The organism is Pseudoalteromonas sp. NH0006-46 (genome assembly GCF_057547735.1).
The window spans coordinates 330,165-350,952 of the sequence record NZ_BAAJML010000003.1; the positions used below are offsets into that span (position 1 = coordinate 330,165).

General features: G+C 38.7%; 17 protein-coding genes. 9 read left to right on the forward strand and 8 right to left on the reverse strand.

The window, feature by feature from the left end; genetic code table 11:
• Nucleotides 1–14: 14 nt before the first annotated feature.
• The 5 genes from AC27I2_RS09230 to AC27I2_RS09250 all read left to right on the forward strand — a co-directional run bounded on the left by AC27I2_RS09230 (nucleotide 15) and on the right by AC27I2_RS09250 (nucleotide 7,763).
• Nucleotides 15–1,613 (forward strand): tetratricopeptide repeat-containing sulfotransferase family protein, encoded by a 1,599-nt coding sequence (locus tag AC27I2_RS09230; protein ID WP_487204072.1) that lies wholly within the window; start codon nucleotides 15–17, stop codon nucleotides 1,611–1,613.
• A gap of 289 nt (nucleotides 1,614–1,902) precedes the next feature.
• Nucleotides 1,903–2,874: a phospholipase A gene (locus AC27I2_RS09235; protein ID WP_081824571.1), complete on the forward strand. Its 972-nt coding sequence runs from the start codon at nucleotides 1,903–1,905 to the stop codon at nucleotides 2,872–2,874.
• 29 nt (nucleotides 2,875–2,903) lie between these two features.
• Complete coding sequence (locus tag AC27I2_RS09240; protein ID WP_138529862.1) at nucleotides 2,904–3,983, forward strand: efflux RND transporter periplasmic adaptor subunit; 1,080 nt, start codon at nucleotides 2,904–2,906, stop codon at nucleotides 3,981–3,983.
• Nucleotides 3,984–3,990: 7 nt separating this feature from the next.
• Entirely contained in the window at nucleotides 3,991–7,068 is a 3,078-nt protein-coding gene (locus AC27I2_RS09245) for an efflux RND transporter permease subunit (RefSeq protein ID WP_487204073.1), read from the forward strand.
• Nucleotides 7,069–7,112: 44 nt separating this feature from the next.
• Nucleotides 7,113–7,763 carry a DUF3313 family protein gene (locus AC27I2_RS09250; RefSeq protein ID WP_058403186.1) on the forward strand — a complete coding sequence of 217 codons (651 nt, stop codon included), beginning with the start codon at nucleotides 7,113–7,115 and terminating at the stop codon, nucleotides 7,761–7,763.
• Nucleotides 7,764–7,780: 17 nt separating this feature from the next.
• Here AC27I2_RS09250 and gltS read toward each other — a convergent pair whose 3' ends face one another.
• The 6 genes from gltS to AC27I2_RS09280 all read right to left on the reverse strand — a co-directional run bounded on the left by gltS (nucleotide 7,781) and on the right by AC27I2_RS09280 (nucleotide 12,393).
• The gene (gene gltS / locus AC27I2_RS09255) at nucleotides 7,781–8,980 is read right to left on the reverse strand and encodes a sodium/glutamate symporter (RefSeq protein ID WP_487204074.1); all 1,200 of its coding nucleotides are present in this window, start codon (nucleotides 8,978–8,980) and stop codon (nucleotides 7,781–7,783) included.
• On the reverse strand, nucleotides 8,977–9,411 hold the full coding sequence (locus tag AC27I2_RS09260) for a potassium channel family protein (protein ID WP_058403184.1): 435 nt from the start codon (nucleotides 9,409–9,411) through the stop codon (nucleotides 8,977–8,979). The genes gltS and AC27I2_RS09260 overlap by 4 nt, the downstream gene beginning before the upstream one ends.
• A gap of 594 nt (nucleotides 9,412–10,005) precedes the next feature.
• Entirely contained in the window at nucleotides 10,006–10,371 is a 366-nt protein-coding gene (locus tag AC27I2_RS09265) for a hypothetical protein (protein WP_487204075.1), read from the reverse strand.
• A 100-nt stretch (nucleotides 10,372–10,471) separates the two neighbouring features.
• Nucleotides 10,472–10,783, reverse strand: coding sequence for a hypothetical protein (locus AC27I2_RS09270; protein ID WP_487204076.1), 312 nt, complete (start codon nucleotides 10,781–10,783; stop codon nucleotides 10,472–10,474).
• Between the two features lie 303 nt (nucleotides 10,784–11,086).
• Entirely contained in the window at nucleotides 11,087–11,755 is a 669-nt protein-coding gene (locus AC27I2_RS09275; protein WP_487204077.1) for a hypothetical protein, read from the reverse strand.
• A 236-nt stretch (nucleotides 11,756–11,991) separates the two neighbouring features.
• Complete coding sequence (locus AC27I2_RS09280; RefSeq protein WP_058403180.1) at nucleotides 11,992–12,393, reverse strand: hypothetical protein; 402 nt, start codon at nucleotides 12,391–12,393, stop codon at nucleotides 11,992–11,994.
• 772 nt (nucleotides 12,394–13,165) lie between these two features.
• On the opposite strand from AC27I2_RS09280, the gene AC27I2_RS09285 reads away from it, so the two are divergent.
• Genes AC27I2_RS09285 through AC27I2_RS09295 form a run of 3 tightly spaced genes read left to right on the forward strand, consistent with a single transcriptional unit; the run spans nucleotide 13,166 to nucleotide 16,872 of the window.
• The gene (locus tag AC27I2_RS09285; protein ID WP_487204078.1) at nucleotides 13,166–15,019 is read left to right on the forward strand and encodes a CIA30 family protein; all 1,854 of its coding nucleotides are present in this window, start codon (nucleotides 13,166–13,168) and stop codon (nucleotides 15,017–15,019) included.
• A gap of 27 nt (nucleotides 15,020–15,046) precedes the next feature.
• A complete protein-coding gene (locus AC27I2_RS09290) occupies nucleotides 15,047–16,087 on the forward strand; it encodes a sensor histidine kinase (protein ID WP_487204079.1) in 1,041 nt (346 codons plus the stop codon).
• A complete protein-coding gene (locus AC27I2_RS09295; protein WP_487204080.1) occupies nucleotides 16,084–16,872 on the forward strand; it encodes a LytR/AlgR family response regulator transcription factor in 789 nt (262 codons plus the stop codon). The genes AC27I2_RS09290 and AC27I2_RS09295 overlap by 4 nt, the downstream gene beginning before the upstream one ends.
• Nucleotides 16,873–16,888: 16 nt before the next feature.
• Here the strand turns inward: AC27I2_RS09295 and AC27I2_RS09300 are convergent, their stop codons facing one another.
• Nucleotides 16,889–17,293, reverse strand: coding sequence for a hypothetical protein (locus tag AC27I2_RS09300; RefSeq protein WP_487204081.1), 405 nt, complete (start codon nucleotides 17,291–17,293; stop codon nucleotides 16,889–16,891).
• A gap of 203 nt (nucleotides 17,294–17,496) precedes the next feature.
• Between AC27I2_RS09300 and uvrA the strand changes: the two genes are divergently transcribed.
• Nucleotides 17,497–20,079 carry an excinuclease ABC subunit UvrA gene (uvrA, locus tag AC27I2_RS09305; protein WP_487204082.1) on the forward strand — a complete coding sequence of 861 codons (2,583 nt, stop codon included), beginning with the start codon at nucleotides 17,497–17,499 and terminating at the stop codon, nucleotides 20,077–20,079.
• 52 nt (nucleotides 20,080–20,131) lie between these two features.
• Here the strand turns inward: uvrA and AC27I2_RS09310 are convergent, their stop codons facing one another.
• Nucleotides 20,132–20,749: a LysE family translocator gene (locus tag AC27I2_RS09310; RefSeq protein ID WP_487204083.1), complete on the reverse strand. Its 618-nt coding sequence runs from the start codon at nucleotides 20,747–20,749 to the stop codon at nucleotides 20,132–20,134.
• Nucleotides 20,750–20,788 lie beyond the last annotated feature (39 nt).

The following is a 20,788-nucleotide window of genomic DNA, read 5'->3' on the forward strand; positions in this document are numbered from 1 at the left end:
ATACAAATTAAAAAATGCAGCCAAATTTAAAGCAACTCCATCAAAGCGCCATTAAATATTTAAACGAAGGCAAAGTACAACTTGCCCACAAAAACTTAGTAGAACTGGTTTCGCAAAAACCTGACTTTGCCGACGGCTATTTTTTACTGGCAATGGTTAACTTGCAGGTAGGGCAAATTTATAAGGCCATAAAGCTAATCGAAAAAGCCTTAACGCTGGGTTCAAGTATTGAATATACCGCACAACTGGCAAAATGTTATGCACTTACGGGTGAGTTAAAAAAAGCAAAAACTGTAGCGCTATCGGTACCGATAGCAAAAATAAAAAAAGCACTCGACGCCGACACCTTAGGCGTTGCACTTACGCAAGCAGGCCTTCACGAACATGCACTCAATTATTTTGACTGCGCACTGACTTTAGCCAGTGCCAAACAGCAACCACAGCCCCAGTTTTATTATAACTTTGCCGTTAGCGCCAAGTTTTTGGGCTTATTTGAAAAAGCACACACCGCGTTTGAACATGCCATTGCTATTAATCCGCTTCATCATCAAAGCCACTTTGCACTCAGTGATTTAACTAAAGTAACAAAGCAAAAAAACAATATTACAAGGTTAAAACAGGTATTTGAGCAGGTTTCACACCCTGATGCTAAATTACACATAGGTCATGCACTGGCAAAAGAATACCAAGATATTGGGGCATTTTCTGACGCCTTTACCGCGTTAAAACAAGGGAAAGCAGCAAAGCATGCGCTTACCCCGTTTGATAACGCATCGTCAAACGTGTTGTTCGAACACATAAAACAACTCAGTGCTGAACACAAAAACCAACAAGTAAACGGCAACCCCACCGCTGAGCCTATTTTTGTATTAGGTATGCCCCGCTCTGGTACCACGTTAGTTGAAAGAATATTATCGAGCCACAGTGACGTGCAGTCAGCCGGTGAATTACAAGACTTCGGCGTAAGCGTAAAAAGATTGAGCAACACACCCACACCTAAAGTGCTCGACATACAAACATTAACTAAAGCGTATGAGCTTGATTTTAATGAGCTTGGCTCAACGTATTTAAACGCCACACGCGTAACTACTGGCAGCCATACACATTTTATAGATAAACTTCCATTTAACTTTTTTTATATCGACTTAATCACTAAAGCACTGCCAAACGCTAAAATTATTTGTATGCTGCGCGATCCAATGGACACCTGTATTGGTAACTACCGCCAGCTATTTACTATTAACAACCCTTACTACGCGTATTCACTCGATTTACTCGACACCGCTAAATTTTATAGCCGCTTTTACTCACTTATGCAGCACTTCAGCACCGTGCACAGCAATATTAAAATTGTAAAATACGAAGAACTAGTCGCACAGCCCGAACAGCAAATAAAAGAGTTAGTCAGCTTTTGTGATTTAGAGTGGCAAGAGCAGTGTATAGACTTTCACCTAAACACCGCACCGGTGTCTACTGCCAGTAAAATGCAGGTACGCCAACCACTTAACAACAAAGCAATTGGCCGTTGGAAGGCATTTAAGCCCCATACTGATGAGGCTCAAAAATACCTTTTAGAGCAAGGGATCCCTTTTTTAAAGGAACCTTCGCCATAATTTTTACTTCAATATACTCAGTATCAGGTTTACTTCTCTGATAAAATTAAAAAGTGAACACGGCACGCAAATTAAATCTATCCAAAAAATGGTTTTAGTTGATTTAGGTCACAGCTTTTCATAACTGTTAATGTATTATTTAGCGACTCCTACCTAAAAACTAATTCAATTGTATTTATTAAAAATTGAATCATGCACTTTTAGTATATAATTTCAATAATTTGCAATAAAGCTGTGTTACAAAAGAGTAAACAACATGTATAATTACAAGAAAGCCTTGGTAAACATAATGTCTAAATATAAGCTGCCATTTGCCCTTTGTGTATTAATACCTTTTTCAACCTTGTCGCAAACCGCTGATTTATCAGCCTGTATAGCTGAAAAAAGTATAAATGCCGATGATAATGTAACTATTGGCGAACTAAAAAAACAGTGCTCCGATATACTTACAAACTCTATCGAAAAAAGGAGGGTATTAGAAAACCAAGCATCTCCTAATCCGTTTTCTATTTTACCTCACAAACCCAACTACGTTTTGCCTGTTAGCTATTCCAATGTAAGCTCAGTGCCTTATCAAGAACGTTTAGAAGGCGAATCACTTGATGATGTCGAAACCAAGTTTCAGGTTTCATTAAAATATTTAGCTATGGAAAATGCGTATTTTGACGACTTAGACATTTATGCAGCGTTTACAGCCGTTAGCTGGTGGCAATCATATAATAGCGATATTTCAGCGCCATTCAGAGAAACTAACTACGAACCAGAATTAATATTCAATTATAGTCGTCCGTGGCAATTTTTAGGTGTTGATATTAGCAACACCTCCTTATCGTTTAATCACCAGTCTAATGGCCAAGCAGGTACTTTATCTCGCAGTTGGAATAGAGTAATTGGAGCTGTCACTATTGTTGATGATGACCTAGTTTGGAATCTTAAAGCTTGGTGGCGACTCCCTGAAGATGACAAAGAATCATCTTTTTTAAGTGATGGCGACGATAACCCAAATATAGAAAACTATTACGGATATGGTGAATTAGGTGTGTTGTGGCAAGTTAACAATGACCATAACTTGGATTTGATGTTTCGCAATAATCTAAAAAGTAACAACCGAAGTACCTTTCAACTTGGTTGGTCTTTCCCTCTCACTTACCGCTTAAGAGGCTATGTAGAATACTTTAATGGCTATGGCGATGGGCTTATTTATTATAACCAACACTCATCTCGTTTAAGCATTGGTGTAAAGCTTACAGATTGGCTTTAAAGTTAAAAATTAAAAGTTAGGAATTATTTATGATCTTCAATTATTTAAAGCTCACTGTATTCATATTAAGCGTTTATTTTTTAAATGGCTGTAGTGACAACAACAACCAAAACGAATCAACACTTGCTGCAAGTAAGCCCGCTAAACTACTTACAATAAAAGAAAGCAACCTAGAACAGTTTCTTCGCTATCCAGCAACCGTTAAACCCCAAAAATCCTCAGACTTAAGCTTTGAAGTATCAGGCATTGTTAAAGAAGTGCTTGTTACTGAATCACAACGTGTAAACGCAGGTGATGTAATTGCAATTTTAGACTCAAGAGACATTAAAGAAAGTTATAATGCAGCGCTATCGCAATTTAACATCGCAGATAAAGAATATCAGCGTATGTTAAAATTAATGGGCACAAATGCGATTGCTAAAAATGAATTAGACAAACGTCGTTCTGATAAAGAAGTTGCAGAGACAAAACTTAAAACCGCAAAAAAAGCGCTTGAAGACACAACCCTAAAAGCCCCATTTTCATGTTTAATTGCTGAGCTTAACCTTAAAGAAAAACAAGTTGTTCAAGCCGGTAGTACCGCCGTTAATATCATTGCCGATGGGTTAATGGAAGCAACTATTAATCTACCGGCAAGTGTTATTGCAACAGCAAAACCGCAAAGTGCAAGTAATACCGCCGCGTTTGTTACTTTTGTATTTGACCCTTCAAATAAATTACCCGCAGTTTTTCAAGAAGCTAACCTAAACGCTGATGCGACTTCACAAACCTACCAAGTAAAATTTGCATTTAAATCACCTGAAAATTTAAACATACTGCCAGGAATGAACGCAACTGTTTGGTTTAAAGACCCAACAAGTACACTCAACGATAAAGGTCTAGTCCAAGTTCCTCTCAGTGCTATTGGCATCGATAACGAAAAAACCTACGTTTGGAAAGTCACACCCGATACTGGCACCGTGTCTAAACAATTTGTGACACTTGAAAAGTCAGCAACAAAAAATGCGATTATTAAAGAAGGCTTAGTTTCGGGCGATGTAATAGTAACAGCAGGTATAGCGAGCTTATATGAAGGTATACAAGTTCATGCATGGTCTGAAAAGCAATAGGTGACATATGAACTTAGCTGAATTTTCCATTAAAAATCAATTACTGTGTGTAATTGCAATAATTTTAGTATTCGTTGGCGGTATCAATGCTTACACCACAATGCCAAGATTTGAAGACCCAGAGTTCACCATAAGAAATGCGCTTATTTACACTCAATATCCTGGAGCAAGCCCTAATGAAGTAGCAAGAGAAGTAACTGATCCTCTTGAAACCGCCTTACAACAACTCCAAGAAGTTAAGTCTATTAGCTCTACTTCATCCGCAGGTGTCTCGGAGATTAATGTTGAAATAAAGTATGAATTTTCAAAGTCTAAGGAAGACTTACAAGTCATATGGACCAAGTTACGAAATAAAATTAGTGATGCAAAAAGCACTTTGCCTCCAGATGCATTAACACCTATTGTTAATGACGATTTTGGCGATTTATATGGCCTCTCTTATTTGATTACAGGTAATGATTATAGCTACGCTGAATTACAAAATTACGCAAAGCAATTACAAAAAGATATTTTACAAGTTAATGGCGTCGCTAAAGTACAATTAGCAGGCAGCCAACAAGAAGCTATTTTTGTAGAGATTTCGCAAGAGAACGCTGCAAGTCTGGGTGTTTCAATTAACAAAATTTATGACATACTCAAACAACAAAATAGTATTACTTTTTCAGGTAGTGTTGACGTTGGCGATTTACGTTTAAGCTTTAGTCCATCAGGTAGCTTAAATTCAATTGATTCAATAAAAAATTTACTTGTTACCGACTCAACAGAAGGCCGTGTAATTTATCTAAAAGACATTGCTAATGTATACAGAGGTTACGAACAACCAGCGCAAAAGCTAATCCGTTTTAATGGTCAAAAAGCCATAGCCATGGGGGTATCTAATACCTCTGGTGGTAATGTTGTTGAAATAGGCAAAGCTGTTGATGAAAAAATAAAAGAATCTGATAGCCGTCGCCCATTCGGTATTGAAGTAAGCGAATACTATAACCAAGGTAAAGTAGTTGAAGCATCAGTTACTAATTTTTTAGTCAATGTAATATCGGCATTGGTAATTGTAGTGTGCTCTTTATTGTTCACTATGGGGGTACGCTCAGCGGCTGTTATCTCATTTATTTTGCTTGTTACTGTTGGCGCAACGCTGACGACTATGCAACTTATGGGCATTCCACTTCACCGCATATCATTGGGTGCTCTTATAATATCACTCGGAATGATGGTTGATAACGCAGTAGTAATAACAGAAGCTATTTTAGTAGGTGTTAAACAGGGACGACGTAAGCTAGATATAGCAAAAGAAATTGTCATGCAGACAAAATGGCCTCTTTTAGCCGGAACACTAGTCGGCGTAATTGCTTTTGCTCCAATTGGCTTTGCACCAGGACAAACAGCTGAGTATACCGGCTCACTTTTCTGGGTTGTTATGATCTCATTACTTTTCAGCTGGGTATTAGCATTAACCATTACCCCATTGACCTGTTACTGGCTTTTCCCGCAAAGTGACGCAAAAAATTCAGACGATTCAAAAACAGAAAAAGAAAGTGCTTTTTTCTTAAAATATAAAGCGCTTATGCGCTGGTGTTTAAGGTCGCGTGCATTAGTTATTTCAAGCGTAATGGTTTTGTTTGCTATCTCAATTTGGGGTGCGCAATTTATGACGCAAGGTTTTTTCCCTCGCTCTACGTCACCTCAAATGGTGGTTGACTTTTGGCTACCTGAAGGAACAAACATCAAAAAAACTGAGCGCGAAATGATCAAACTAGAATCATTCGTTCAATCTTTAGATAACGTTAACAGTGTGCAAACTCTGATTGGCGGCGGTGCAATTCGTTACATGCTGACCTATTCACCACAGTCAGCTAACACAGCATACGGCCAACTTCTTGTAAAAGTCGACGACTATAAAAAAATTGATGCCATGACTCCTGTTATTCAACAACACGTTGAGGAGAATTTCCCAGAAGCAGAATCAAAAGCTTGGCGTTTTATTTTAGGGCCTGGTGGCGGCTCAGCTATTGAAGCCGAGTTCAGCGGCCCCGACCCTGTTGTCCTTCGCTCCTTGGCTGAACAAGCTAAAAAAATAATGTCCTCTGATCGTAAGTCTGTATCTGTTAAAGACGACTGGCGACAAAAAATAGCCGTTATTGAGCCTATTTATTCAGAAGATAAAGCAAGGCTTTCGGGCGTATCTCGTAAAGATTTATCCCAAGCAATCGCTCACTTTTACAACGGCGAAAAAATTGGTACTTTCAGAGAAGGTAACGATTTAATACCTATAATATCTCAAACACCAACAACTCGTTCAGCTACGCTAGACAACTTAAAAAGTATACAGGTTATAAGCTCGGTAACGGGTAAATCTGTTCCTATTTTACAAGTAACTGATGGATTTGAGACCAAATGGCGCGACAGTAAAATAAAAGCGGAAGACCGTATATTTATGATCAAGGCACAGTCTGATCCTATAGCTGGCGAACTTTCGAGTGAATTACTTGCCAGAATAAAACCACAAATCGAAAATATTGCATTGCCCTCTGGATATAACCTAACGTGGGGTGGTGAGTTTGGCGATTCGAGCGAATCAAATGGTGATTTAATGTCAACAATACCCCTTGGCTTTTTAGCTATGGTGCTTGTTGTAATTGTATCATTTGGCAAAATTAAGCAGCCGTTAGTCATATGGTCTGTTGTACCATTGGCTTTAATTGGTGTTGTGTTTGGTTTAGTTGTGACCGGTGTACCACTAGAGTTTATGGGTATTTTAGGGTTGCTTTCGCTTTCAGGATTGTTAATCCAAAACGGTATAATTTTAGTCGACAGAATGGACACTGAAATAGAAGAAGGCAAACCTCGTTTTGATGCAATTGTTGACTCGGCGTCTAGCCGTGTAAGACCAGTATTATTAGGATCTTTCACTACTGCGCTAGGTGTTATCCCGCTATTTTTTGATGCATTTTTTCAGTCAATGGCTGTGGTTATAGTATTTGGTCTCAGTTTTGCCACACTACTCACATTACTTGTTGTACCGGTGCTTTATGCAACATTTTTGCAAGTTTCATCAAACGAAACAGCAAATAGTTCGCAACTATAAATCTCAGGGCTCTTTGAGCCCCAAATTAATTAAGGTTTTTCTCAGTGAAACAATCACAAATTAAAAAGTTAATTTCTGGATCTATTATATCTACCACTCTGTTTATAAGTGCTTGTACAGGAATAAGTAAGAATGTAGTAAAAGAAGATATAAATGCTGACTTAGCGGGCTTAATTCAAGATGAGTCAATGAAACCTGCGTTAGTTTACATCAGGCCTGATGCGCCCACACTCGCAGATTATAAAAAGTTTATGTTTGATCCAATCAAAATCGATTATTCAGATCCAGATATAAAAAATATATCTACCGAGGATATCCAATCTTTGCAAAGTTATTTTTTATCAGCGATGACCACTGAACTGAATAATTCAGGCTATCAAGTTGTGACACAACCAGACAAAAACGTTTTAAGAATTTCGTTTACTTTATCTAACTTAAAAGCTCCGTCATCGCTAATGAATGCGACACTGTTAGTAGTACCAGGCGTAACACTCAGTGTCGGTGAAGTATCTATTGAGGGAGTTTTTAGAGACTCTATAAGCAGAAAAGTTAACGCCGTCGTGTACGAAGGTAGCCAAGGAAGTTACCTATTTAAAGATAAACCATGGAGTACATTTAGTGACATAGAGGCAGCGTTTGACCGCTGGGCTATTGGCTTTACTAAAGCAGTTAATTCAGCCCATAACGCTAAGTAACACGATAATGCGCTGACTTAAAACAAAGTCAGCGCAAATTTAATAATAAACGAATTACTAATATCTACAAAAAATGCCGCAACCAATGGTAATATTATAAACGCAACTGGTGCAGGCCCATGAGATTTTGTCACTGCCGTCATGTTTGCGATTGCCGTTGGTGTCGCTCCCAGTACAAACCCACCAAAACCTGCACTTAAAACTGCTGATTCATAATTTTTTCCCATTAAAGGAAAAACAATAAACAAAATAAATATCACCGCAGTTAACGTTTGAAATACTAAAATAAGCAGTAAATCACTCGCTAAATCTGCAATTACCCATAATTGCATACTCATTAACGACATAGTTAAAAACAGGCTAAGAGAAAAATCAGACACAATAGCCAAAGATTTTGTTCTTGCAGGCCACTTTAGCTTTGGTAATAAATAAGGAACCGTATTTGATAACAACATACCAACTAATAGGCACGAAACAAATAAAGGTAACTTAACTCCAAAGCTGACCAAATATTCATTAATTATATAACCTGCAATAATGCAGATATGAATAACTAAAATAACGGCCATAAAATTTAAGTGAGAAAAATTTTCAGAATCAGATTTAGTGTATTCAATTCCTACCGATAAAGACGATGACTCACTGGATAATTTATATTTATTTATCAGATATTTAGCAATAGGTCCGCCAATTAAACTAGCAATAACTAAACCTAATGTGGCTGATGCTATACCAATCTCAAGCGCACTTTCGATCCCTCTTTCTGCAATTACGGGCGACCAAGCTATAGCTGTTCCATGTCCTCCAATAAGAGACGACGACCCTGCTAATATACCTATTTCTTTTGATATATTAAGGCTATAAGCCCCAGCAACACCTACTACATTTTGTAATACAATAAATGTTAAGGTGAGGGTAAGTAATATAAATAAGGGTTTACCCCCTTTAACTAAGTCAGACACCCGAGCATTTAAGCCTATGGCTGTAAAGAAGTAAACTAACAACCTATCGCGGGTTGATAAATCAAAGTTTATTTCACTTTCTAAGAAAAAATACGCAAAAGTAATGGCTATCGCAGCGATCAAACCACCAGTCACCGGCTCAGGTATATTAAAATGCCTTAAAAAGGGAATTTTTTTTGTTAAATATATACCCACAAAAAAGATTAAAATAGCAATAGTGTAAGTTAAAAAACTATCTACATTAACAATATTCACTTTAAGTCCTTTGATTGTGCTTTTCTGATCTGGGAAATAGCTTCAATGAGAAATGCGGTATTTAGGCCCACTATTATTAACCCATTTACAGCTGTTAAACTGCCAAGCAGTCGCCATTGAGTTCCCAATACAACATCGCCGTAACCAAGCGTTGTAAAGGTAACAACCGAAAAGTAAAGTGCTGGCTCTAACTCACTAAACACCTCAAAAATTAAAAATATAGCAGCCCATAACCACGCACTTGCCGTTAAGCCTCCAACGAGCCAAATTACCATCGCCGTTACCACAAAAATCATTTTTAAGGTTTTAGAGTCCTTTAATAACCAGTCGCTAATATTGGCCAACACTTTAGATAAAACACCAATAAACATTGCTTGTATAAGCACCGTGCCACAGATAACAAACGTTCCTATAATTAGCTGTATGAGCATTTTAATCCCACTGTATAAATCTTAATATTTTAAATAACATTATACATAAAATTAACAACAAGGTAGGTACCTGTAATAACTATAATAAAGTATTTTCAATACCGTTATTTAACCGTTTATTACTGCTAATTACTGCTATTAACAACGTACTAAAACTCAGCCAAAACCTAAGCAAGACAATATTTAGCTAAATAAAAACAGAAATAAACACTTAAAACCAAAAGGAATGCAGTACACGCAAATATCACAAAACCGCTAAGTAATCATCGGGAAAGCAATAATAAAAAATGTTTGGCGTAAATCATCGATTTAAGAAAACTACAGACAGTTATGCCTGTACTTACTTTAACTCACCTGACTCATATTTCGTTAAATTTTCATTTAACTCGATAGATTAGGTTTAATCTGCAAAGTGCCATAAGCAGACATCGAGGTTTTTAATATCTGAAGTCAAGATTTGACCCCATTCACTTTTTTCATTTAACTCGATAGATTAGGTTTAATCTGCAAAGTGCCATAAGCAGACATCGAAGGTTTTTAATGTCTGAAGTCAAGATTTGACCCCATTCACTTTGGACCCCATTCACTTTGAAGTCAAGATTTGACCCCATTCACTTTTATGCCATTACAGCTTAAAGTACCGAAAACTGACGCAGGAATAACCTCACACTTTTCACCTGTACTCGTAACCTTAATAGCATCACCACATTGCGTTTCTTTTTTAATTAACGCAGATGCTTTATATTTTTTAGAACCACAAATTTTGACAGCTTTACGATGCCAATATGGAACTAATTGTTCAGGATCGCTGGCAGGTGCTATTACGGATAAACCATAACTTGTATTACTACCAGCAACTTCAGTTACCTGATATTCAATATCAATGTTTGCAAAGCTACTCCAGCTAGTAATTAAAGCTAGTAGAAATAGCGCAATAGTTAGCGATTTCATCATTGGCATATAACTTTCCAATAACGGGCGCAGACATGTGAGGCATAATGGCGAAGCCGCCCCGCGTGTCTGCGTCCCAGCGAACGAAGTGAGTGAGTTTATTGGCTTGTTAGGTTTTGGTGGTTCTGTATACATAGAGACCCATAGCAATCGCTAGCCCCCACAACATGCTATTTGAAATATACAAACCAAAGTAAAACAAGTCGGAACCTAAAAAGCCTTCTCTTGGTAGAGTCGCATAGAAGTCATTAATTGGAAATAGTAAAAGCTCTACAAATGTAGCCCAGAAAGTTGCGATTCTATTTAAATAGTCGGGAGTTTCATCACTAAATCCATAGCCAAATGAAACAGTTAAAAGGGCAAATAAATTAACACCAGTGAATACTGAATGTATTAAAGTCCATTTCAAAAAAAGCTTCATAAAAACCTAACAATTTAATATCGACCCATTGGGTCGTTTTTCTACCGAGCCGCGGGTCATTTTTATCATTATACCAGTTCTATCACACTAACTAACTTGTTGCTACAGATAAACTTTTAATCAGTATAGAAATTATGAAAAGGGTAAAAACGACCAAATGGGTCGTTTCCTGAATATAGGAGAAACACATAGCAACTGGATATAAAATCAGTGTTGAAAAATAATTTTCTAATGACCGCTATTCGCTCCAAGCCGAACTTCGTTAAAGTGCCAATTGCGGACACTCATAATCATGGTCACTTGTTATGCGGCAGTACTTAAATGCTCAATATTCTGCTTACTAACTAAAGCCCAAAATGTATTACAAACATTATAAAAACGGTACAAAGGATATAGCAGTAACAATAAAAAAGTAATTAAATCACCAAAATCTCTATTATCGTAGTAAAGATCAGATGGATTCTTTAGTGTGGGTAAAGAATCTTCTATTTTATTTGCCTCAGTTTTCAATTCATCTTTAGATAAATTCACCACCGCTTTCTTTGAATCGAAACGATAAATGAAATACTCATCAGACTCAGTTGAACCATATAGAGCCTTATTACTAATACCTACCAACACAATATTACTGAGGATTGCTTCACCGCCTTCTCGAGTAGGCCATAAATACCATTTATCAGAAATATCTATGGCTCCCATAGTGAGTCCATCATTTATAGGAAGCGACCAATAATCTGTTAGAGGAGGATCTACATCTCTAACGAACTCACAAACTAGAACATTAGCAATAACTGCCAGCAAAAAGTAAGGCGCTAACTTTAATGGGAACCAAAAAAGTTGGTTAACTGAAATATCAGTCTTTTTCTTTAACAGCATAATTAACCTAGCAATTAACATCAGTGCGAGCCCAATAATGCTTGCGAGTAAGAAATAAAGAATCCCTACTATGATTAATTGAAAAAGAGGCCCCAAATTATACTCCTAGCCTAAATGCCACATAACGAGACCGTAGAATAACTCCAACAGCCAAATTCAATTAAAAAACGAGCTCTTGTAATTAACTCTAAGCTCTTTTAAAGCATTAGGTAATGCATTTGGAACTCATAAAACAGGCCGATTTTCTTTAAAAAGGGTAATTCTACAGCCTCAACGCCTGCCAGCACAGGCAAAAAATTGCGGAGCGTTTTTTTGTCCTGTGGCTGCTTTTGTTAGTTTTCTATTACTGATACCAACTTACCGTCTATTGAAAGGCTACCGTCTCGAATCAAAACGTCACCTGACCAAATTGAACCATAAAACCTATTATCAAAGTACAGTTCTTTCTTGTACTTACCTATAACTTCAAGCTCATGCTGATTTGATTTGGTTCCAAATATAATGGTATGTCTCAACGGCGACGGTGATGATTTACCAACCGTAGATATTGGCATTAAATCTGGAGCATAAGGTTCGATAATTTTAATTGTAAGCCCCGGATGAGTGACGTTATATTCAACCCAGTCATCGCTAATTCTTTTTCCAGTATCCGCACCAGTGACACCTAAAATACCAGCGCACCCAGTAATGAGTAATACAATACTGACAGTGACTAATTTACTTAAAGTGTTCATCTACTCTCCATTGAAAACTAACATTTTAATAGTGCGCTCATCGCGCATATTTCTGCCGACGCTACGTTCATTTTTCTACATTATATAGTTTTAACAAATTACCTAAGGTATTACTATCACTAAGTTTTCTAACTATTTTAGGTAAAGTTAAATTAACCAATATGCGCGCGTCGCTCATTTTCATGAATGGATGCGCAAAGCGCAGTTTGACCAATCAATTATCTACGATATTTAGCCAATCTCAACGGTTGTTTCTCGCTCTAAGCTGACTAATAGCTACATGTAATTTGCAGCTCAATACTTTAAATAAGTCGAGTATAAGTCGAGGGTCAAATCTTGACTTCAGACATTAAAATTTTTGACTAACTATTTCTCGCTCATCACTGTCCTTAATAACCATTCAAACATGATCAAATTTTAAAGCTTTGCCTTAAAATAAAAAGCCAATGAGGGTCAAACCTTGACTTCAGACATTAAGACTTTTGACTAACTATTTCTCTCTCATAGCTGCCCTTGATAACCATTCTAACATGATCAAATTTTAAAGCTTTGCCTTAAAATAGGCCCCCCTGTCGATGGAACCTATCGCTTATTCAAAGCACTTAATTTAGTGAACCTGAACCGCCCCACCACAACGCCCATTTATTTTTATGTCGGTTCAACCTCATATAATGTCGATTCAGATAGCTATTAATGATGCAGGTTAAAAAACTCGCTAAATTTTTTATCAACAAAACGCCAAATACCTATTTTTTTGATAAGGAATACAGTCATGAACATTATTACAAAGACAGTTTTAGCACTAAGCTTAGCAAGCCACTTTAGTGCTCACGCCATTGACTTGCGAGTCGACAACATTCGTTTATACCAAAGTAGTTCGCAAAGCTTTTCTGCGCCGAGTTCGCTTTATATTGACGATGGTAAAATTGTAAACATTACTAAAACGACCGACCAACTACAAAACGCAGATAAAACAATTAATGCCAACAGCCAGTACGCAATACCCGGTTTAATTGATTTACATGTTCATTTGGGCTCATCGGGCAGTAACTTTACTGAGTTTCAGTATTTGCCGGTTAAGTCGCACTTTAATTCTAATTTGTATTTAGGCGTAACTAATATTGTTGATTTATTTTCGTTTGAGCAAACCCTAAACGAAGCCGCGCAATTAAAAGCAGCCCAACTAACCCCTAACCTTTTTTATGCAGGTACTTTGTTTACCAACCCTGGCGGACATGGCACGCAGTTTGGCGGCCAAGCTTACGAAATTGCAAAAAATGAAGACATAGCAGCGCTATGGCAAAAACATATAAGCACTAATCCTCATGTAACTAAAGCGGTTATTGAAACTTTTGGTGGTGTGGGTAAATCGTTAACTGATAGCCAATTAAGCGAGTTAGGTAAACGCTCTAAGGCCGCTAATTTACCGTATTTTGTGCATGTTTCTACACTAAATGATGGTAAACGCGCTATTAAGGCCGGTGCAACGGCTTTAGCTCACGGTATTAATAGCGAAGCGATTGACGATGAGTTTATTACGCTAATGAAAAAGCATAATGTAACCTACATTCCTACCCTTGCGGTGTACCACAATCATAGCGATGAAAAGCATAACCATACTATTAGCTCACAAAGCGCGTTACTAAAAACCATTCCTGAAAAGCTTCAAGGGTGTTTGTTTGAAAACGTGCCTGCACCTTCAAAATGGAAAGAGCACGCGTGGGATGAGCGTAAAACCGCTTATGCAAATATACAAAAGCTACATAAAGCTAATATTACTATTGGCACAGGCTCTGATGCCGGTAACCCTTACACGCTGCACGGTACTGGGTTACACAACGAGTTAGATGCACTTAAAAAAGCGGGTCTTACTAATGGTGAAATAATTAATGCGGCCACTGTAAATGGTGCGATGGCAATTAATAAATCCGGGAGCATTGGCAAGCTTGTTAAAGGCTTTGAGGCAAGCTTTGTACTACTTAAGCAAAACCCGCTTGATGATATAAGCCATATTCACACTATCTCAGAGGTTTATAAAACAGGTATACAAGTAGACCGCCCAGCGCTTATAACTCAAAACAAAGCCATAAAGCCACAAGGCCCCGCTTGTAATGAAATAATAACAAGTAGCCAAGCGCAGCATGTTATTGATGATTTTACCGGTGAAACACCATGGCAAGCCTTGAGCGACTCGGTAATGGGTGGTCAATCTGTGGCAACACTTACCACGAATAAAAATAGCTTAACCATAAATACAACCATTACAAAGCCAACCAGCTTTGGCGCGTGGGCAGGCGCTGAAATTAAATTTACATCGCCGGCTGATGCCTCAGCATTTAAAGGCATTCGGTTAACCTATAAAGGCTCAACTACACCTTTTGCTATGTCTGTTTATCATAGTGATGTAAAAGATTGGGATCACTTTAGTGTACTTTTAAAACCGCGCGATGAGTGGACAACGCTTGATATTCCTTTTTCCACTTTTAAACAATTTGGCTTTGGTAGCCCGGTTACGTGGTCGGCCACTGAATTAACAGGGGTTAACTTAATGTGGCGTAAAATGCCAGGCGCAAGCAACGAGCCATTAAAAAACACATTACAAATCAAGGAGCTAACTTACTTTTAAATAAGTTACAGTCAAAACACAAAGTCTTTGGGTTTTGACTGTTTTTTGTTATGGTTTTATCACTTACAAAAAGAAGCACCTACTATGCTCAAACATCCTTTTTATAAATACAGCTTTTTTATTTTACTTGTTGTAGATATTGCTTATGCCCTTGGGCTGATAATTGCTAACTCTGCGCCCTTAACAGGCGGCAGTGCACTCGCTGCCACCGTGTGGTTTGTTACTTTTTACTGGGTGCCGGTATGGAGTGCGGCAGCGGTTATTTTTTACCTGCGCAATAAGCATATTAATAAAATAGCATTTGAATGGTTAATTGTCGTTGTATTTATGGCACTCGGTAATGTGATTACCGATACAGCGCTCACACTGCTTTTTGATGGGCATAAATCCATGGGGATATTTGTTGTATTTAACGGCTTACTTTGGGGCTCGTGTATTTACTTTACCAGTATTTTTATTGAAAACAAAAAACGCGCAACAGCCGAAAAACACGCGCTTAAACAAGCCCAACTTGCTACATTGCGCTACCAGTTAAACCCACATTTTATGTTTAATAGCTTAAATACAATTTCGGCTTATATTCATACAAACCCCGATTTAGCCGATGAAGTACTGCATGAACTTGCTGATATTTTAAGGTACTCGCTTGATACTGCCGAGCAACAGCAAATACCTTTACAGCAAGAGCTTACAATAATAGAAAAGTACCTAAATATTGAAAAAGCACGTTTTGGCGATAAGCTACAGGTTAATTACCACATTCCCAATACGCTTAAAAATATATCGCTACCACCGCTACTTATTCAGCCCATAATTGAAAATGCCATTAAACATAACGCTAAACAAACATCGTTAATACTTAATATAACGTTAAGTGAGCTACCTAACGGCGTTAAAATACAAATTAGCGATAATGGTAAAGGGTTTTCGAGTGATGTTATAAAACACGGGCATGGCAGTGGTATAGGGATGAAAAACATACTAAAACGCGTTAAACAACTTGGCAAAAGTAAGGTACTACTGAGCAACAATAATGGTGCAGTGGTTACGTTGGAGCTAACACTATGAACAATAAAAACCAGCCAAATACAGCCGCTAAAATGCGCGTATTATTTGCCGATGATGAGCTTCCCGCCCGTGAAAAATTAAGCCACCAACTGAGCTTAATGGAGCATGTTGATGTAGTGGGTATGGCTACAAATGGCAAAGAGGCCATTTCATTAATTAATGAGCTAAAACCCGATGTGGTATTACTTGATATACAAATGCCTGAAATTAACGGCTTAGAGCTTATTGATTTACTTAACTACCAGCCCATTATTATTTACACAACAGCGTATGACCAATTTGCGATTGAAGCATTTGAGCACGCCTCAACAGATTACTTACTTAAACCTTTTCCTATTGCTCGATTAAAAAAAGCACTCGCTAAAGCTCAGCAGCTACTTGAGCAAAAGCGTGCCCACTGCCAAGTTAACAGCCCAGAACACGAGCAAACCTTTGCATTATCCGAAAACACATTAAATAAGCTAATTAGTAAAAACGGTGAGCGTATATTTTTACTCTCCCCGGGTGACATTAAATTTATTAAATCAGAACAAGGTAATAGTTTGGCATGGAATGGCGACACATTTCATCACTTAAGCGATACACTCGATCAGCTTGAACATGCCTTAGTAACAAAAAACTTTGTACGAATTCATCGAAGTTACTTGGTTAACGTTGACCACATTAAAGAAATACAGCGCTGGTTTAACGGCAAATTGATGGTGATTGTAAACGACGATATAAAATCAGAGCTAAGCACCAGCAGAGCCGGTGCCGATAAACTAAAGCAATTACTACACATTTAGATTTTCTAAAAATGTGTTACTGATCATTGCTTGAATACACACTTAAAATAGGAAACTTATATTCCGCAAACGAAACGGTAACTGATTGCGTTTCGTTACCTTTAAAACTTAATTTAAAAGGTTGAGGAGGGAGTCGTGAACCATCTGCAAATAAAGCGAGTAAGTGATCTTCGTTAAGCTCTCTATTTCCCGATGATACATTAGTTAATGTGATAACTGCCCAACGTTCGCCTTCGTTATTACTCATTAATATGTAATTTAACACCTCAAAGTCGCCTTTTTTTGGTGTGATATTAGCATCGTTTGGAAATGCTAAATGCAAGCTATTGGGTATTGCTCTGTCTACGTTTATTACTTTTTCACTATTTGCCAATGCCGAAAACGAAAGCATAACCAACATTATAATCCATATTTTAGCCATATTTGTGTTCTCCATTTAACCTACGATTTGTGTATGCAAGCGCAAAATATACTCTCAGTATTTACCTATTATGTAAACATAGAAGAAAAACTTTATTACTATAATAAGCTCTCATTCACAGTGGTAATTGTAATATTAAGGCTTTTCAGTTCGTCTATTAAATAGGCTAATTAATACAGGGTCATTAAACAGGAGTAAATTACATGGCAACCACACCTAAAAAGTCAAATGAGGTTAGTAAGGCACAATCGGCTTTATTAAACCCAGAACACAGCATTCAAGTAAAAGGCGCACGTGTTCATAACTTAAAAGATGTGGATGTAGATCTCCCCCGTAATTCACTTGTTGTTTTTACCGGTATATCGGGCTCGGGTAAATCATCGCTCGCCTTTGGAACATTATTTGCCGAATCGCAGCATCGTTATCTTGATTCGGTATCCCCATATGCACGCCGATTAATCGATCAGGTAGACGAGCCTGATGTAGACTCAATTGAAGGGCTGCCACCAGCGGTAGCATTACAGCAACAGCGTGGTGCACCCTCGGTACGCTCATCGGTGGGTAGTGTAACCACTATTTCTAACGCGCTGCGAATGCTTTACTCACGCGCAGGTGAATATCCAAAAGGGCAAGGCATACTTTACGCCGATGCGTTCTCGCCCAATACGCCACAAGGCGCCTGCCCAGAGTGCCACGGTATTGGCCGTGTATTTAACGTAACCGAAGAGCTGCTAGTACCCGATCCCACTAAATCAATTAAAGAGCGTGCTATTGCAGCATGGCCGCCGGCTTGGCAAGGTAAAAACCTAAGCCGTATTCTTACCTCGCTAGGCTACGACATTAATAAACCGTGGAATACCCTGCCTAAAAAAGCCCGAGATTGGATTTTATTTACCGACGAAACACCCACAGTGCCCGTGTTTCCCGAGTACACACTTGAGCAAACACAAGCGGCAATTAAAAATGAAGAAAGCCCTAGCTACATGGGTACATTTATAAGTGCTAAACGCTTTGTTTTACAATCGTTTTCGAGCACTCAAAGCCCACGCACTAAAAAGCGCGTATCGCAATATATGCAAATATCACAGTGCCCGCAGTGCGAAGGTAAAAAGCTTAAAAAAGAGTCGTTATCGGTTAAAGTAGCAGGCCTTGATATAGGCGAAATTTCGCAATTAACGCTCAAAGAGTTGGCAGATAAATTAAAGTTTGCTGCTAGTCACCCCGCTAAAAGTAATGCTGCAAATCCCGAAAAAACCATAGTTGCAAAGTGTATAGCTGGCGACATTCTTAAACGCGTTGAAGCACTCACCAAACTTGGTTTAGGGTATTTATCGCTTAAACGCACCACCCCATCGTTATCGCCTGGTGAATTACAACGCTTGAGGCTTGCAACGCAAATTCGCTCAAAATTATTTGGTGTAGTGTATGTGTTAGATGAACCTTCTGCAGGTTTACACCCTGCCGATACTCAAGCCTTATTAGCCGCACTAGATGAGCTAATAGCCGCTGGTAACTCAGTGTTTGTGGTTGAGCACGACGTAAGTGTTATTCGCCATGCCGATTGGGTGGTTGATGTAGGGCCTAATGCGGGCTCCCGTGGCGGTAATATTGTTTATAGCGGCCCCGTTCAGGGCTTAAAGCAAATTAGCAGCTCACACACGAGCCAGTATTTATTTAAAAATAACGAACCTCAGCAAGCTCAAATACAAAATAAGCAACGCCCAGCAAAAGCATGGCTTACGCTTAAAAATGTTGAGCGTAACAACTTACAAAAGCTTAATGTAGAATTTCCGCTTGGGGTTATTACAAGTGTTACAGGGGTATCTGGCTCAGGTAAATCAAGCTTAGTAAGCCAAGCACTTGTTGAATTGGTTTACGATGCACTAGGGCAAAAATCGCAGCCACACATACCTACAGATGAAGCCGAGCTACTCGAGCAAGAGCTCGATATAACAACCGGCGGGCAAATAACTCACGGCATTGAGCACATAAAGCGCCTAATAACGGTTGATCAAAAAGCCATTGGCCGCACACCTCGCTCAAACCTTGCAACTTACACGGGCTTATTTGATCACGTACGTAAACTGTTTGCCAATACCAAAGAGGCAAAAGCGCGTAAGTACGATGCCGGTCGCTTTTCGTTTAACGTTAAAAAGGGTCGCTGCGAAAATTGCGAGGGCGTAGGCTTTGTAAGCGTGGAGCTGTTATTTTTACCTAGCGTGTATTCGCCTTGCCCTGTGTGTAACGCCAAGCGCTACAACCAAAAAACACTTGAAATTACCTACAAAGATAAAACCATTGCCGATGTACTTAATTTAACCGTTGAGTCGGCGCATACATTTTTTGCTGATGAACCCGCTATTTTACGTGCGCTAAATGCGCTGCTAGAAGTGGGCCTTGGCTATTTACGTTTAGGCCAACCTGCTACTGAGCTTTCGGGCGGTGAAGCCCAGCGCATTAAACTTGCCACTGAACTACAGCGCACTCAGCGCGGCGATACGCTTTATATTTTAGATGAACCAACCACAGGCCTGCACCCTAAAGATGTAGCCATGCTAATGGCGCAGTTAAATGGTTTAGTTGATGCTGGCAACACCGTCATTATGGTTGAACACGATATGCAAGTAACCAGTAACAGTGATTGGGTTATTGATATTGGCCCAGGAGCCGGCGACGAAGGCGGGGTAATAGTTGCACAAGGTAAACCTGAAAAGGTCGCTGAGTCACAAAAAAGTAAAACGGCGCCATTTTTAAAAGCGCAGTTAAATAATGCATGCTCTGATTAAAAGGTTAAAAGCAATGTGCGCAAAATAATAAAGAGCCACGTGCTCTTTATTATTAATCTAAGGCTAACCAAACACCTACAAGCATCATTAAACTGCCTGCAATTCGGTTCATCCATTTAATATTATCGCCTCGGGCTAAAAACAGGCGCAGGCTTTTACCACCTGTTGCATACGCTAACATACTTACAAATTCGGTTATCATAATTACGCTAAGTAAAATAAATAACTGTGGCGCAACAGCCTGGTCAACATTAATAAACGGCGGGAGTAATGAGATCATAAACGCCCACCCTTTTGGGTTAGCAACAGCGGTAATAAATCCTTGAGTAAAAAGCGACTGCCTACTTACATCACACGGGCTTTGTGTATCAATCGACATTTTACCTTTAGCACGCCACATATTTATGCCTATATAAATTAAGTATGCACCGCCTACCCATTTTAAAATAGCAAAGGCCTCTGGGTAATTTAGCATTACACCTGCAACACCTAATACCGCAGCAACGGCAACACTCGCCACCCCTAATAGCTCACCTATCATCATCCACAAGGTTCGGCGCACACCGATGCTCATGCCAAGTGTCATGGCAAGCGTCATACACATACCTGGAGTGATAGACACAAAAAAGAAGGTAGGAATAAAAACTGCCAGTGCTGCTACATCAATCATTAATTTACTCTTATTCAAAACAAAAACGCGGCTATAAGT